This window comes from Burkholderia seminalis DSM 23518 (assembly GCF_902832885.1).
Lineage (GTDB): Bacteria > Pseudomonadota > Gammaproteobacteria > Burkholderiales > Burkholderiaceae > Burkholderia > Burkholderia seminalis.
In genome coordinates this window covers 95,505-110,549 of record NZ_CADFDK010000017.1, presented here as the reverse complement: position 1 = coordinate 110,549, position 15,045 = coordinate 95,505, and the positions used below count along the sequence as shown (strand labels likewise).

The window sequence follows — 15,045 nt, the reverse complement described above, 5'->3', positions numbered from 1 at the left end:
AAGATGCGCAAACTTCTGATGTCCCTGCTGATGGCCGGCTCGCTGATGGCGGCCGGCGTCGGCTCCGCGCTTGCCGACGACGCGGCGTCCGCCGCGGCCGCATCCGCGCCCGCCGCCACGGCTTCCGACGCATCGGCCGCCGCCGCGCCGGCCGCTTCGGCGCCGGCCGCCGACGCATCCGCCACCGCCGCTGCCGCCGCACCGGCTTCGGGCGCCGCCGACGCATCGGCCGCCGCCGCCGCGTCCGCGCCGGCCGCACCGGCTGCGCCGACCGCCCCGTTCTCGGTCGATTCGTCGAAGATCAGCGCGGGCGACACCGCGTGGATGCTGACCTCCACCGCGCTCGTGCTGTTCATGACGATCCCGGGCCTCGCGCTGTTCTACGCGGGCATGGTCCGCAAGAAGAACGTGCTCGCGACCGTGATGCAGAGCTTCGCGATCACCGCGGTGATCACGGTGCTGTGGACGGTGGTCGGCTACAGCCTCGCGTTCACGCCGGGCAACGGCTTCATCGGCGGCCTGTCGCGCGCGTTCCTGCACGGCATGAACTACATCAAGGGCGACAAGGCGACGACGCTGACCGTCAGCCATCTCGCGACGACGATTCCGGAATCGGTCTACTTCGTCTACCAGATGACGTTCGCGATCATCACGCCGGCGCTGATCTGCGGCGCGTTCGCCGATCGCATGAAGTTCTCGGCGATGCTCGTGTTCATGACGCTCTGGTCGCTGATCGTCTACGTGCCGATCGCGCACATGGTGTGGGAGCCGACCGGCTGGCTGTCGGCCGACGGCGTGCTCGACTTCGCGGGCGGCACGGTGGTGCACATCAACGCCGGTATCGCGGGCCTCGTGTCGTGCCTCGTGCTCGGCAAGCGTGTCGGCTACGGTCGCGAATCGATGGCGCCGCACAACCTCGTGCTGACGATGATCGGCGGCTCGATGCTGTGGGTCGGCTGGTTCGGCTTCAACGCGGGTTCCGCGGTCGCGGCCGACGGCCGTGCCGGCTTCGCGATGCTGACCACGCAAGTGGCAACCGCCTGCGCGGCGCTCGGCTGGATGTTTGCCGAGTGGATCGCGAAGGGCAAGCCGTCGGTGCTCGGCATCGTGTCGGGCGCGGTCGCGGGTCTCGTGGCGATCACGCCGGCCGCCGGTTTCGTCGGCGTGGCGGGCGCACTGGTGATCGGTATCGCCGCCGGCGTCGTCTGCTTCTGGTCGGCGACCTGGCTCAAGTCGAAGCTCGGCTACGACGATTCGCTCGACGCGTTCGGCGTGCACGGCATCGGCGGGATTCTCGGCGCGCTGCTGACGGGTGTGTTCGCGGTCAAGGACATCGGCGGCGCCGACGGCAGCCTGCTGCTGCAGGCGAAGGGCGTGCTGATCACGCTGGTCTACAGCGGCGTGCTGAGCTTCGTGCTGCTGAAGCTGATCGATCTGACGATGGGCCTGCGCGTGACCGAAGAGGAAGAGCGCGAAGGTCTCGACGTGATCCTGCACGGCGAGCACGTGGAATAAATCTCACGAATCAACAGCGGGCCGCCGCGACGACGGCGCCCGCTCCGAATGAGCGCAGCGACTTCGGCCCGCCTACCCGGCGGGCTTTTTTTCTCCTGCCACTCACTGCCGTAGCGGATAACCCTTCACTCTATCGGGTCAATAGCCGAAAACTTCCTCCTTATCCTTGTGAAGCCGGGAACAATCCCCAAATGGGCAAGGCAATTGCTCTACAATCTTCATTCTCCCGCTCGCGAGTGATTCATGGTTCCCCACCTCGTTACCGCGTTGAACGGTCCGCTGCTCGAACTCGAGCAGAAGATCCTCGACGCGACGCCTGCGATCGAACGCTGGTTCAGGCTCGAATGGCAGGAACACACCCCGCCGTTCTATTGTTCGGTGGACCTGCGCAATGCCGGCTTCAAGCTGGCGCCCGTCGACGCGAACCTGTTTCCCGGCGCGTTCAACAACCTGCCGTCCGAAGTGCTGCCGCTGGCCGTGCAGGCCGCGATGGCCGCGATCGAGAAGATCTGCCCGGACGCGAAGAACCTGCTCGTGATCCCCGAGCTGCCGACCCGCAACGCGTTCTACCTCGAAAACGTCGCGCGCCTCGCGACGATCATGCGTCAGGCCGGCCTGAACGTGCGCTTCGGCTCGCTCGACCCGAGCATCACCGACATGACGCCGATCACGCTGGCCGACGGCCAGAAGATCGTGCTCGAGCCGCTCGAGCGTTCGCCGCGCCGCCTTGGCCTGAAGAATTTCGATCCGTGCTCGATCCTGCTGAACAACGACCTGTCGGCCGGCATCCCGGCCGTGCTGGAAAACCTGCACGAGCAGTACCTGCTGCCGCCGCTGCACGCGGGCTGGGCCGTGCGCCGCAAATCGACGCACTTCGCGTGCTACGACGACGTCGCGAAGAAGTTCGCGAAGATGGTCGGCGTCGATCCGTGGATGGTGAATCCGTATTTCGCGCACGTGGAAGGCGTCGACTGGCAGGCGCATGAAGGCGAGCAGGCGCTCGCCGACGCGATCGACGGCGTGCTGAAGAAGATCGCGCGCAAGTATCGCGAATACGGGATCAGCGAGAAGCCGTACGTCGTCGTGAAGGCCGACGCGGGCACGGCGGGGCGCGGCGTGATGACCGTGCACGACGCGGCCGAGATCGGCCGGATGTCGAAGGCGGAGCGCGCGCAGATGGCCGAGTCGAAGGCCGGCCTCGCGGTGCGCGACGTGATCGTGCAGGAAGGCGTCTATACGTTCGAGCGCGTCGGCGACGAAGTGGCCGAGCCCGTCGTGTACATGATCGACCGCTACGTGGTCGGCGGCTTCTACCGCACGCACGGCGGCCGCGAGCGCGACCAGAACCTGAACGCGCCCGGCATGCACTACGTGCCGCTCGGCTTCGAGCACACCGCGCTGCCGGATGCCGGCGCGAAGCCCGGCGCCGCGCCGCCGAACCGTTTCTACATGTACGGCGTCGTCGCGCGGCTGTCGCTGATCGCGTCGTCGATCGAACTGGAAAAGACCGATCCCGAAGCCATCCAGGTGTAACGGACCTTCGCTACGTACAGGACCCGCATGGACATTCTTTTTATCGCCGACCCGCTCGAGCATTTCAAGATCTACAAGGATTCGACCTACGCGATGATGGCGGAGGCCGCCCGGCGCGGGCATGCGGTGTACACGTGCCAGCCGCACCAGCTCGCGTGGACGGGCTCGGGCGTCGAGGCGGACGTGCAGCGCGTGACGATCGTCGGCGACACGACCGACCTGCATCGCCGTCCGTGGTACGAGGCGGCCGCGCACGAGTCGCGTCAACTGACGTCGTTCGGCGCGGTGCTGATGCGCAAGGATCCGCCGTTCGACATGGAGTACGTGACGGCCACCTGGATGCTGGAGCTGGCCGAACGCGCGGGCGCACGCGTGTTCAACAAGCCGCAGTCGATCCGCGATCACTCGGAGAAGCTGGCGATCGGCGAGTTTCCGCAGTTCGTCGCGCCGACGCTCGTCACGCGCGACGCGGCGCGCTTGCGTGCATTCCACGCCGAGCATGGCGACGTGATCGTGAAGCCGCTCGACGGGATGGGCGGGATGGGCGTGTTCCGCGTGAAGGCCGACGGGATGAATCTCGGCGCGATCATCGAGATGCTCGGCCATGACGGCACGCGCTCGCTGATGATCCAGAAGTTCATTCCGGAGATCAAGGCGGGCGACAAGCGCATCCTGTTGATCGCCGGCGAGCCCGTGCCGTATTCGCTCGCGCGGATTCCGCAGGGCAGCGAGGTGCGCGGCAATCTCGCCGCGGGCGGGCTCGGCGTCGCGCAGCCGCTGACGGCCCGCGATCGCGAGATCGCGGCCACGCTCGGGCCCGTGCTTGCGTCGCGCGGGCTGCTGCTGGTCGGCCTCGATGCGATCGGCGACTGGCTGACCGAGGTGAACGTCACGAGTCCGACGTGCTTCCGCGAGATCATGGAGCAAACGGGCTTCGACGTCGCCGCGATGTTCATCGACGCGCTGGAGCGTGCGGCCGCGTAGGCCGCTTTCCGCGCAACCCCGGCGGCGGCCGCGCAGGCCCCCCGTCGCCGGAGCCGCTTGACCGGCCTGCTACAATGCCCGCTTGCCAGGTGCCGTTTTCGGCGCACCGAAGGCCCGGCGGTCGGGCCGATACTGTTGCAAGGCTGAACATGAAACGTTTCCCACACTCGCTACGCTCCTTGCCCCGCCGCGGGGCGTCGGCCCGCCAGGGGCGGCCGGGAGCGATCTGACATGGCCGGGATCCTGATCATCGCGCACGCTCCGCTCGCCACCGCGCTGCGGGACTGCATCGCGCACATCTATGGCGGCGTGCCTGCCCGCATCGGCTGTATCGACGTGATGGCGGACAGCGACCCGGCCCAGGTGATGGCGTTCGCGCACGCGGAACTCGCGCGGCTCCGGGAAGACAACGGCGTGGTCGTGCTGACCGACATGTACGGCGCGACGCCGGCGAACATCGCCGGCCAGCTCGCGAAGCTCGACAACGTGCGCGTGCTGGCGGGCGTGAACCTGCCGATGCTCGTGCGGGCCGTCTGCTACCGTACCGTGCCGCTCGACAAGCTCGTCGACAAGGCGCTGTCCGGCGGCGCGAAGGGCGTCCACGAGGTGTCGGCCGGCACACCGCCGCCGCCGACGGAAACCGGCTGCGGCCAATGCGCGCCGATTCCGCCGGAACCGCAGCCGCGCACCGAGTCGCACTGATTTCCCGTTTTCCGTTTTAGACCACACCGCCGGCGTGCGCCGCCGGCGGCCTCGACCGACCCGACCGAGAATCATGCTTCAACAAGAAACCACCATCGTCAATAAATTGGGGCTCCATGCGCGCGCATCGGCCAAGCTCACGCAACTGGCCGGCAACTTCCAGTCGGAAGTCTGGATGACGCGCAACGGGCGCAAGATCAATGCGAAGAGCATCATGGGCGTGATGATGCTGGCGGCGGGGATCGGCAGCACCGTGACGATCGAGACCGAAGGGTCCGACGAGCAGGAAGCGATGGACGCGCTGCTGAAGCTGATCGCCGACAAGTTCGGCGAAGGCCAGTGATCGCCACGCGCGATCGTTGCCGTTTCCAGTCAGAATGCCGCGGATTTCGCGGCATTTTTTTCGTCGGCAGCATTGATGCGGAATGCGCAATGCTGCGGTGCATGCAGTCAGCGGGGGGGCGCGGAATTTATAATCGCTAACCGGGGTCATAAGCGCATCGCAGCAGTGTGCCGCGGCTTTACTTGTACAGAGGAGGTGCGCGTGTCCTTCACGCTGCATGGCATTCCCGTCTCACGTGGTATCGCGATCGGGCGAGCGTATCTGATCGCGCCGGCGGCGCTCGACGTCGCCCATTACCTGGTCGAGGCACCCCAGATCGACGCCGAGGTCGAGCGATTCCGCACGGCGCTCGACGTCGTGCATCACGAACTCGAGGCGCTGCGCGCCGACCTGACCGACGACACCCCGAGCGAAGTCGGCGCATTCATCGACGTCCACACGATGATCCTGAGCGACGAGATGCTCGTGCAGGAAACCATCGACCTGATCCGCACGCGCCGCTACAACGTCGAATGGGCACTGACCGAGCAGCTCGAGCTGCTCACGCGCCACTTCGACGACATCGAGGACGAATACCTGCGCGAGCGCAAGGCCGACATCGAGCAGGTGGTCGAGCGCGTGCTGAAGGCCTTGGCCGGTGCGCCGTCCGCGTCGCAGGCGCTCGACCGCGCGGCCAGGAACGGCACGAACGAGATGATCGTCGTCGCGCACGACATCGCGCCGGCCGACATGATGCAGTTCAAGACGCAGTCGTTCCAGGCGTTCGTCACCGATCTCGGCGGGCGCACGTCGCACACGGCGATCGTCGCGCGCAGTCTCGGCATTCCGGCCGCGGTCGGCGTGCAGCACGCGAGCGCGCTGATCCGCCAGGACGACCTGATCATCGTCGACGGCGACCAGGGCATCGTGATCGTCGATCCCGCGCCGATCGTCCTCGAGGAATATTCGTACCGCCAGTCCGAGAAGCAGCTGGAGCAGCGCAAGCTGCAGCGGCTGAAGTTCTCGCCGACGCAAACCTTGTGCGGCACCAAGATCGAGCTGTACGCGAACATCGAGCTGCCCGACGACGCGAAGGCGGCCGTCGAGGCCGGTGCGGTCGGCGTCGGCCTGTTCCGCTCCGAGTTCCTGTTCATGCATCAGAAGGAGATGCCGGAAGAGGAGGAGCAGTTCGCCGCGTACAAGCGCGCCGTCGAGTGGATGAAGGGCATGCCGGTGACGATCCGCACGATCGACGTCGGCGCGGACAAGCCGCTCGAGGCGCTCGACGAAGGCTACGAAACCGCGCCGAACCCGGCGCTCGGCCTGCGCGCGATCCGCTGGAGCCTGTCCGAGCCGCAGATGTTCCTCACGCAGCTGCGGGCGATCCTGCGCGCGTCCGCGTTCGGCCAGGTGAAGATCCTGATCCCGATGCTCGCGCACGCGCAGGAAATCGACCAGACGCTCGACCTGATCCGCGAGGCGAAGCGCCAGCTCGACGATGCGGGGCTCGCGTACGACCGGAACGTGCGCATCGGCGCGATGATCGAGATTCCGGCCGCGGCGATCGCGCTGCCGCTGTTCCTGAAGCGGTTCGATTTCCTGTCGATCGGCACGAACGACCTGATCCAGTACACGCTCGCGATCGACCGCGCCGACAACGCGGTCGCGCACCTGTACGACCCGCTGCATCCGGCCGTGCTGCACCTGATCGCCTATACGCTGCGCGAAGCGAAGCGCGCGGGCGTGTCGGTGTCGGTGTGCGGGGAGATGGCGGGCGATCCGGCGCTCACGCGCCTGTTGCTCGGGATGGGGCTCACCGAGTTCTCGATGCACCCGAGCCAGCTGCTCGTCGTGAAGCAGGAGATCCTGCGCGCGCATCTGAAGGCGCTCGAGAAGCCGACGGCCGACGTGCTCGCGGCGTTCGAGCCGGAAGAGGTGCAGGCGGCGTTGCAGCGGTTGTCGGTCGCCGAGCCGCGGGCGGATGCGGCCGCCTAGGCGGCCAGGTCGCCGCTCGCTGTCGCCGTGTCGCGCAGGCGCCGCTCGGCGCCTGCCCGTCGCGCGTCAGTGCCGGCCCCCGCACACGGGGCAGTCGGCCTGGCGCGCGATTTTCATCGTCGTCCACTCCATTCGCAGCGAATCGAGCATCATCAGCCGCCCGTTGAGCGTCTTGCCGATGCCGCCGATCACGCGCAGCGCTTCGGCCGCCTGCATCGCGCCGATGATCCCGACCGTCGGTGCGAACACGCCCATCGTCGCGCACGCGACTTCCTCGAACGGCTGGTCTTCCGGGAACACGCACGCATAGCAGGGCGCGGCCGGATCGCGGAAGTCGAACGTGCTGATCTGGCCGTCGAAACGCAGTGCGGCGCCCGACACGAGCGGCACGCCGTGCGCGACGCACGCGCGGTTGATCGCGTGGCGCGTCGCGAAGTTGTCGGTGCAGTCGAGCACGACGGTCGCCCGCGGGACGTGCGTGTCGAGCCACGCATCGTCGACGCGTGCCGCGACCGCGTTCACCTTCACCTCGGGGTTCAGCTGCGCGAGTGCGTCGCGCCCCGATTCGACCTTGCTGCGGCCGACCGATGCCGTCACGTGCAGGATCTGCCGCTGCAGGTTCGTGAGGTCGACCGTATCGGCGTCGACGAGCGTGATCGTGCCGACACCCGATGCCGCGAGGTACATCGCGGCGGGCGAGCCGAGGCCGCCCGCGCCGACGACGATCGCATGCGCGTCGAGAAAGCGCTGCTGCGCGTCGATGCCGATTTCGTCGACGAGGATGTGTCGGGAGTAGCGCAGGAGTTGATCGTCGTTCATGGGGAGTCGTGGGGCGAGGCGGGCGGACGTTTCGTTATTTTAGGCGCGCATGAAAAACGGGCCATCGCGGTCTTCCCGCGATGGCCCGTCGGATGCCGGCCGGCGCTTACTTCGGCGCCGACGCGGGCTTCGGTGCGGACGCCGGCTTTGCGCTGGCGCCCGATGCCTTCGATACGGCGGCAGCCTTGCCGGTCGGGCTCTTCGTGCTCTCGGCGAGCAGCGACTTCGATTCCTGGACCGGCTTGCCCTCGAGCTTGTTGAGCGCCTGCTGCATCATGAAGTCGTCGGCGCTGCCGAACTCGATCGGCTTGCGATCGCGATCCTTCTGGCGTTGCTCCGGCGTCTTCTTGTCGTTCTGCTCTTCGAGGATGCGCAGCTGATCCATCCGGCGCTGCTCGCGCTCTTCCTGTTCCTTCTTCTCGTTCGGGTCCTGCGTGTTCGCGAGGTGGTTCGTGTAGTCGACCTCGCGCGTCACGAGCACGTCGTCGGGATCGCCGTCCGCGTACTGATCGACCGGCACGTCCGGCGTGATGCCCTTGTTCTGGATCGAACGGCCGCTCGGCGTGTAGTAGTACGCGGTGGTCAGGCGCAGCGCCGTGTCGGCCGTCATCGGGCGGACCGTCTGCACCGAACCCTTGCCGAACGTCGTCTTGCCCATGATCTGCGCGCGCTTCGAATCCTGCAGCGCACCCGCGACGATTTCCGACGCGGATGCCGAATAGGCGTTCGTCAGCACGATCATCGGCACGGTCTTGAAGACCGGCGGCAGGTTCTTCAGCGGATCGCCGTCGAAGGACGGCAGGCGATAGTTGTCGTACGTATCGCGGTAGACCTGCTTCGAATCGGGGATCTGGCCGTTGGTCGACACGACGACCGAGTCGGGCGGCAGGAACGCGCCGGCCACGCCGACCGCGCTCTGCAGCAGGCCGCCGCCGTTGTTGCGCAGGTCGAGGATGAGGCCCTTCAGGTTCGGCTGCTGGCGCGCGATGTCCTGCAGCTTCTGCGCGAGGTCGGGCGTCGTGCGCTCCTGGAAGCTCGTGATGCGGACATACGCGTAGCCCGGATCGAGGATCTTCATCTTCACGCTCTGGACCTTGATGATCGCGCGCGTGACCGTGACCGGGAACGTGCGGTCGTCGCTCTTGCGGAAGATCGTCAGCGTGACCTTGGTGCCCGGCTCGCCGCGCATCTGCTTGACGGCCTTGTCGAGCGTCATGCCGCGCACCGGCTTGTCGTTGATGCGCGTGATCAGGTCGCCCGGACGGATGCCGGCGCGGAACGCGGGCGTATCCTCGATCGGCGAGATCACCTTGACGAGGCCGTCTTCCTGCGAGATCTCGATGCCGAGACCCGCGAAGCGGCCCTTCGTCTGCTCCTGCAGCTCGTCATAGTCGGTCTTGTCGAGGAACGACGAGTGCGGGTCGAGGCTCGACACCATGCCCTTGATCGCCGCCGTCAGCAGCTTCTTGTCGTCGACCGGTTCGACGTACTCGCGCTTGATCTGGCCGAAGACTTCCGCGAACAGGCGGAGCTGGTCCAGGGGAAGCGGCGCCGTGGCGGTCTGCTCGGCCGATGCGGAAACCTGCAGCGTGGCGAACACGCCCGTGGCGAGGCCCGCGGCAATCAGGCCGATGTTCTTCAATTTCATTCGCATAGAGATCTGGTGCGGTCGGGAAGCGCGTGGCGGTAGCGGGGATGTAGCGGACAAGTATAACTGTTCGTCCGAAGACTCAGTGGAACGGCGCGAAAAGCGCCGCAAACGGCCCGGAGCCGGCCTGGCTGGGCCCCGCCGGCCGCGCTGCGGGTTCGAAAGCGGATTCGACAGCAGCGGGGCCGAGAAGGTTCGCGCGGGGTGCGGGCCGCGGCCGGGCACCCCGCGCCGGACGCGGCCCGCCCGGCGCGACGGGCGTCAGCCCGCCTTGCCCTGCTTCGCGACGGCGGCCTGCGCCTGCGCGATCGCGTCCTGGTCGCCGAGGTAATAGTGCTGGATCGGCTTCAGGTTCTCGTCGAGTTCATACACGAGCGGCACGCCGTTCGGGATGTTCAGGCCGACGATGTCGCTGTCCGAGATGCCGTCGAGGTACTTGATCAGCGCGCGCAGCGAGTTGCCGTGCGCGGCGATCAGCACCTGCTTGCCGGCACGGACGGCCGGCGCGATCGATTCGTTCCACAGCGGCAGCACGCGCGCGACCGTGTCCTTCAGGCACTCGGTGAGCGGCAGCTGCTCGCGCGGCACCTTCGCGTAGCGCGGGTCGTTGAACGGCGCGCGCTCGTCGGTCGGCTCGAGCGCGGGCGGCGGCGTGTCGTAGCTGCGGCGCCACACGAGCACCTGCTCGTCGCCGAACTTCGCGGCCGTTTCCGCCTTGTTCAGGCCCGACAGCGCACCGTAGTGGCGCTCGTTCAGGCGCCACGAGTGGACGACTGGCAGGTACATCAGGTCCATCCGGTCCTGCACGTGCCACAGCGTGCGGATCGCGCGCTTGAGCACCGACGTGTACGCGATGTCGAACGTGTAGCCGGCCTCCTTGAGCAATTCGCCGGCCTGGTAGGCCTCGTTGCGACCCTGTTCGGTCAGGTCGACGTCGACCCAGCCGGTGAAGCGGTTTTCCTTGTTCCACGTCGATTCGCCGTGGCGGATGAGAACGAGTTTGTACATGGATCTTGCGGTCGGTAGTGATAGGGAAGCGGGGCGCGTCGCACGGGCCCCGACCGGGGCCCGCCATCGCGCAAGACGGTTATTTTATAATGGCGGGATTGTCCTCATCCGATTTCTCTTTTTCCGGCGGAATTCCGTGACGTTCTTTACCGATTACACGAACCTGGCCCTCATCGCGATCCTGGTGGTCTCCGGCGGCCTGCTGGCCTGGCCCGCACTGCGCCGCGGCCGTGGCGGCCTGTCGGCCGCGGAGGCGACGCAACTCATCAACCGTCGCAACGCGGTCGTGATCGACCTGCGCGCCGCGTCCGATTTCGCCGCCGGCCACCTGCCGTCGGCGCGCCAGGTCGCCGCGGGCGAGATCGGCGCGAAAATTGCGCAAGTCGCGAAGAACAAGAGCACGCCGGTGCTGCTCGTCTGCCAGAACGGCCAGCAGTCGCAGAAGGCGGCGCGCGAGGTCGAGGCGGCCGGTTACGCCGAGGTGCACGTGCTCGAGGGCGGCGTGGCCGCCTGGCAGCAGGCCGGGATGCCGGTCGTCAAACAAGGAGTGGCGAAGTGAACAAGGTTTTGATGTACAGCACGCAGGTGTGTCCGTATTGCATGCAGGCCGAGCGCCTGCTGAAGCTGCGCGGGGTCGAGCAGATCGAGAAGGTGCTGATCGATCGCGATCCGGCCCGCCGCGAGGAAATGATGACGCGCACGGGGCGCCGCACGGTGCCGCAGATCTATATCGGCGACACGCACGTCGGCGGTTACGACGATCTGTCGAAGCTCGACCGCGAAGGCGGGCTCGTGCCGCTTCTGCAAGCGGCCTGATTAGGGCAGAATGGCCGCCGGCCGCGCCGCGGCTTGGGCGCGCAGGATTCATCCGTGGCGGCCGGCGAGAAGCCGGGCCGCCCCGTCACCACTTTTAGGGAAACACCATGTCCGACGTCGAAAACCAACCGTTCTTCAACATCCAGCGCGTCTACCTGAAGGATATGTCGCTCGAGCAGCCGAATTCGCCGGCGATCTTCCTCGAGCAGGACATGCCGTCGGTTGAAGTCGAAGTCGACGTGAAGGCCGACCGTCTCGCGGAAAGCGTGTTCGAAGTCGTCGTGTCGGGGACCGTCACGGCGAAGGTGAAGGACAAGGTCGCGTTCCTGATCGAAGCGAAGCAGGCCGGTATTTTCGACATCCGCAACATTCCGGACGAACAGCTCGACCCGCTCGTCGGCATCGCTTGCCCGACGATCCTGTTCCCGTACCTGCGTTCGAACATCGCCGACGCGATCACGCGCGCGGGCTTCCCGCCGATCCACCTGGCGGAAATCAACTTCCAGGCGCTGTACGAGCAGCGCCTCGCGCAGCTTCAGCAGCAGGCCGGCGCCGCGGCAGGCGCGCCGAACGGCACGACGCTGAACTGACGTTGAACGCAGACCGGTGCTGGGTATGAAAGTAGCCGTTCTCGGCGCCGGTGCCTGGGGCACCGCGCTCGCGGGCCATCTGGCCGCGCGGCACGATACGCTTCTGTGGGCGCGCGACGCCGCGCTCATCGCCGGGCTGCAGGCCCGGCACGAAAACGCCCGCTATCTGGACGGCATCGCGCTGCCCGACGCGTTGCGCTACGACGCCGATCTCGGCGCCGCGCTCGCGCACGGCGCCGCGGACGACGCGCTGTGCGTGATCGCCGCGCCCGTGGCCGGGCTGCGCACGCTGTGCCGCGCGATGCGCGACGCAGGCTGCGTGCCCGCGCATATCGTCTGGGTCTGCAAGGGCTTCGAGGCCGACACGCATCTGCTGCCGCACCAGGTGATCGCGGCCGAGCTGCCCGAGCAGCAGAGCAACGGCGTGCTGTCGGGCCCGAGCTTCGCGCGCGAGGTCGGCCAGTCGCTGCCCGTCGCGCTGACGGTGGCGAGCACGTCGTCCGCATGCCGCGAGCGCACGCTCGCCGCGTTCCATCACGGCGCCATGCGGATCTACACGGGCGACGACGTGGTCGGCGTCGAGGTCGGCGGCGCGGTGAAGAACGTGCTGGCGATCGCGACCGGCATCTCGGACGGCCTGGGCCTCGGGCTGAACGCGCGCGCCGCGCTGATCACGCGCGGCCTCGCCGAAATGTCGCGGCTCGGCGTCGCGCTCGGCGGCCGCGCGGAAACCTTCACGGGCCTCACGGGCCTCGGCGACCTGATCCTCACCGCGACGGGCGACCTGTCGCGCAACCGTACGGTCGGCCTGCAACTGGCGGCCGGCCGCACGCTGAACGACATCCTCGGCGCGCTCGGCCACGTGGCCGAAGGCGTGCGCTGCGCGCAGGCCGTGCTGGCGCTCGCGCGCGCGCAGTCGATCGAAATGCCGATTACCGAGGCCGTGTGCGGCGTGCTGTTCGACGGCATCGCACCGCGCGACGCGGTCAGCGGCCTGCTGCGGCGCGACGCGCGCGCGGAGTAGCGCGAACCGGCGCTTCCCGGTGCGGTTGCGCCGGGCGCGCGGCACCAAAGCGGACTACGCTTGAACCGTCTCCGGCGTTCCGGGAGGGTGTCATGCTGCAGATCGGTTCCACCACGCTCGACGCGCGGGTCGTCGACATCACGACGCTCGAGGTCGACGCGATCGTCAACGCGGCGAACGGCTCGCTGCTCGGCGGGGGCGGCGTCGACGGCGCCATCCATCGCGCGGCCGGCCCCGGCCTGCTCGCCGAGTGCCGCACGCTCGGCGGCTGCGACACGGGCGACGCAAAGCTCACGCGCGGCCACGGGCTGCCGGCGCGCTACGTGATCCATGCGGTCGGCCCCGTATGGCACGGCGGCGGGCGCGGCGAGGCCGACCTGCTCGCGTCGTGCTACCGGCGGGCGATCGAGCTGGCCGAGGAGGTCGCCGCGACGTCGATCGCGTTCCCGGCAATCAGCTGCGGAATCTATCGTTATCCGGTCGAGGAGGCCGTCGGCATCGCGGTCGGCACCGTCGCCGAAATGCTGCCGCAGGCGCCGAACCTCGCACGCGTGGTGTTCGCGTGCTTTTCCCCCGACATCTACGACCTGTATCGCGTGCGGCTCACGCGGACCTGACGCATCGCGCGCCGCGGGTGGCGTGCCCGGTGGGTCAGGCGCCGCCTTCGAAGCCGGCCTGGCGCCACGCCTCGAACACGACCACCGCGACCGTGTTGGACAGGTTCAGGCTGCGGTTGTCCGGCCGCATCGGCAGGCGGACGCGCTGTTCGTCCGGAAAGCGCTCGAGCAGCTCGGCGGGCAGGCCGCGGGTCTCCGAGCCGAACACGAACCAGTCGCCCGGCAGGAACGCGTGATCGTGGAAGCGGCCCGAGCCGCGGGTCGTGAACGCGAACATCCGCGCGGGATCGGGTGCTTCGGATGCGACGAACGCATCCCAGTCGCGGTGCACGCGCATCTGCGCATACTCGTGATAGTCGAGGCCGGCGCGGCGCATCCGTGCGTCGTCGAGCGGGAAGCCGAGCGGCTCGATCAGGTGCAGGTGCGCGCCCGTATTGGCGCACAGGCGGATCACGTTGCCGGTGTTCGGCGGAATTTCGGGAGCGACGAGGACGACGTTGAACATGTTTCGGTTTGGCTGGGCCGGCCGGGGCCGCGCAACGTGCGCGTTCCCGGCCGGCCGGTTCGTGGCGGCCGCGGCCACGCAGGCGTGGCCGGCCTCTCTATCTAATTAATCCCTGGCGGTGCGCAGCGCAACCAGATTCGTCACGCGCGCGGCGCCCGCCGCCTTCAGCGCGTGGGCGGCGGCCGCGAGCGTCGCGCCGGACGTCATCACGTCGTCGACGAGCGCGATGTGGCGGCCGGCGACGTCACCGGCCACCACGAACGCCGCCATTACGTTGTCGCGCCGCGCCTGCCGGTCGAGCCGCGACTGCGGCGCGGTGTGGGCGACGCGCGCGAGCAGCGCCGCATCCGCGCGCACGCCGAGCCGGCGCGCGAGCGGACGTGCGATCGCCCACGCCTGGTTGTAGCCGCGCGCGACGAGCCGCCGGTGCGACAGCGGCACCGGCGCGACCAGGTCGAAACGGCTCGCGCCGCGCGTATCGTCTACCAGCCGCGCGAGCCGCGCCGCGAATTCGGCGCCGAGTGCGAGCCGCGCGTGAAACTTCAGGCCGCGTGCCAGCCCGTCGAGCGGCGCGCGGTAATCCGCGAGCGCGAGCGTCGCGTCGAACGGCGGCGGGGCAGTGCGGCACGCATCGCATCGATACGCGGCCGGATGGCCGGCACCGGTGCGGCGGCCGCCGCGCGAACGCGGCTGCCCGACACCCAGCGGCAGCGCGCAGGCGTCGCAGCGCAATCGCGCTTCATTCCAGTACGCGGCGTCGCAAGCGTCGCAGATCACGGCGTGTGACAAATTGCCGCACAGCGCGCAGCGATTCGGCAGCGCGACCGCGGCGACTTTCGCCGCCAGCATGCGAACCTGCGACAAAACGACGCGCATCGTGCGTCCGGCGGAACTGCGGGTCATCGCAACACTCCTGCCACCCCGTCTCAATGAAGCTTCCGGGGCGAGCGAGTATACTTCGGGCTCT

Annotated in this window: 16 protein-coding genes; 11 read left to right on the top strand and 5 right to left on the bottom strand. The window is 68.2% G+C overall.

What is annotated here, in order from left to right; translation table 11 throughout:
• The first annotated feature begins 3 nt into the window (after positions 1 to 3).
• The 6 genes from HWX00_RS32535 to ptsP all read left to right on the top strand — a co-directional run bounded on the left by HWX00_RS32535 (position 4) and on the right by ptsP (position 7,051).
• Positions 4 to 1,515 (top strand): ammonium transporter, encoded by a 1,512-nt coding sequence (locus HWX00_RS32535; RefSeq protein ID WP_034189217.1) that lies wholly within the window; start codon positions 4 to 6, stop codon positions 1,513 to 1,515.
• Between the two features lie 243 nt (positions 1,516 to 1,758).
• Complete coding sequence (gene gshA, locus HWX00_RS32530) at positions 1,759 to 3,048, top strand: glutamate--cysteine ligase (RefSeq protein ID WP_034189218.1); 1,290 nt, start codon at positions 1,759 to 1,761, stop codon at positions 3,046 to 3,048.
• 27 nt (positions 3,049 to 3,075) lie between these two features.
• Complete coding sequence (gene gshB, locus HWX00_RS32525) at positions 3,076 to 4,032, top strand: glutathione synthase (protein ID WP_034189219.1); 957 nt, start codon at positions 3,076 to 3,078, stop codon at positions 4,030 to 4,032.
• A 231-nt stretch (positions 4,033 to 4,263) separates the two neighbouring features.
• Positions 4,264 to 4,734 carry a PTS sugar transporter subunit IIA gene (locus tag HWX00_RS32520; RefSeq protein ID WP_021163157.1) on the top strand — a complete coding sequence of 157 codons (471 nt, stop codon included), beginning with the start codon at positions 4,264 to 4,266 and terminating at the stop codon, positions 4,732 to 4,734.
• A gap of 73 nt (positions 4,735 to 4,807) precedes the next feature.
• Positions 4,808 to 5,077: an HPr family phosphocarrier protein gene (locus HWX00_RS32515; protein ID WP_011353292.1), complete on the top strand. Its 270-nt coding sequence runs from the start codon at positions 4,808 to 4,810 to the stop codon at positions 5,075 to 5,077.
• A gap of 201 nt (positions 5,078 to 5,278) precedes the next feature.
• Complete coding sequence (gene ptsP / locus HWX00_RS32510; protein ID WP_124608972.1) at positions 5,279 to 7,051, top strand: phosphoenolpyruvate--protein phosphotransferase; 1,773 nt, start codon at positions 5,279 to 5,281, stop codon at positions 7,049 to 7,051.
• A 66-nt stretch (positions 7,052 to 7,117) separates the two neighbouring features.
• Here ptsP and HWX00_RS32505 read toward each other — a convergent pair whose 3' ends face one another.
• The 3 genes from HWX00_RS32505 to gpmA all read right to left on the bottom strand — a co-directional run bounded on the left by HWX00_RS32505 (position 7,118) and on the right by gpmA (position 10,526).
• Positions 7,118 to 7,870, bottom strand: coding sequence for a HesA/MoeB/ThiF family protein (locus HWX00_RS32505; RefSeq protein ID WP_034189220.1), 753 nt, complete (start codon positions 7,868 to 7,870; stop codon positions 7,118 to 7,120).
• A gap of 106 nt (positions 7,871 to 7,976) precedes the next feature.
• On the bottom strand, positions 7,977 to 9,524 hold the full coding sequence (locus HWX00_RS32500; protein ID WP_034189221.1) for a S41 family peptidase: 1,548 nt from the start codon (positions 9,522 to 9,524) through the stop codon (positions 7,977 to 7,979).
• Between the two features lie 255 nt (positions 9,525 to 9,779).
• A complete protein-coding gene (gene gpmA, locus HWX00_RS32495) occupies positions 9,780 to 10,526 on the bottom strand; it encodes a 2,3-diphosphoglycerate-dependent phosphoglycerate mutase (RefSeq protein ID WP_034189222.1) in 747 nt (248 codons plus the stop codon).
• 136 nt (positions 10,527 to 10,662) lie between these two features.
• On the opposite strand from gpmA, the gene HWX00_RS32490 reads away from it, so the two are divergent.
• From HWX00_RS32490 to HWX00_RS32470, 5 genes are all read left to right on the top strand, one after another.
• The gene (locus HWX00_RS32490; RefSeq protein ID WP_034189223.1) at positions 10,663 to 11,085 is read left to right on the top strand and encodes a rhodanese-like domain-containing protein; all 423 of its coding nucleotides are present in this window, start codon (positions 10,663 to 10,665) and stop codon (positions 11,083 to 11,085) included.
• Positions 11,082 to 11,342, top strand: a complete 261-nt coding sequence (grxC, locus tag HWX00_RS32485) for a glutaredoxin 3 (protein WP_006477722.1) — start codon at positions 11,082 to 11,084, stop codon at positions 11,340 to 11,342. Before HWX00_RS32490 ends, grxC begins: the two co-directional genes overlap by 4 nt.
• 107 nt (positions 11,343 to 11,449) lie before the next feature.
• Positions 11,450 to 11,932, top strand: a complete 483-nt coding sequence (secB, locus tag HWX00_RS32480; RefSeq protein WP_011353285.1) for a protein-export chaperone SecB — start codon at positions 11,450 to 11,452, stop codon at positions 11,930 to 11,932.
• 25 nt (positions 11,933 to 11,957) lie between these two features.
• Positions 11,958 to 12,956 (top strand): NAD(P)H-dependent glycerol-3-phosphate dehydrogenase, encoded by a 999-nt coding sequence (locus HWX00_RS32475; protein WP_059558774.1) that lies wholly within the window; start codon positions 11,958 to 11,960, stop codon positions 12,954 to 12,956.
• Between the two features lie 92 nt (positions 12,957 to 13,048).
• Positions 13,049 to 13,573 (top strand): O-acetyl-ADP-ribose deacetylase, encoded by a 525-nt coding sequence (locus HWX00_RS32470; RefSeq protein WP_034189225.1) that lies wholly within the window; start codon positions 13,049 to 13,051, stop codon positions 13,571 to 13,573.
• Positions 13,574 to 13,607: 34 nt separating this feature from the next.
• On the opposite strand, the gene trmL is transcribed toward HWX00_RS32470, so the two are convergent.
• Positions 13,608 to 14,078: a tRNA (uridine(34)/cytosine(34)/5-carboxymethylaminomethyluridine(34)-2'-O)-methyltransferase TrmL gene (trmL, locus tag HWX00_RS32465; protein WP_034189226.1), complete on the bottom strand. Its 471-nt coding sequence runs from the start codon at positions 14,076 to 14,078 to the stop codon at positions 13,608 to 13,610.
• 105 nt (positions 14,079 to 14,183) lie between these two features.
• The gene (locus HWX00_RS32460; RefSeq protein ID WP_175028903.1) at positions 14,184 to 14,981 is read right to left on the bottom strand and encodes a ComF family protein; all 798 of its coding nucleotides are present in this window, start codon (positions 14,979 to 14,981) and stop codon (positions 14,184 to 14,186) included.
• Positions 14,982 to 15,045 lie beyond the last annotated feature (64 nt).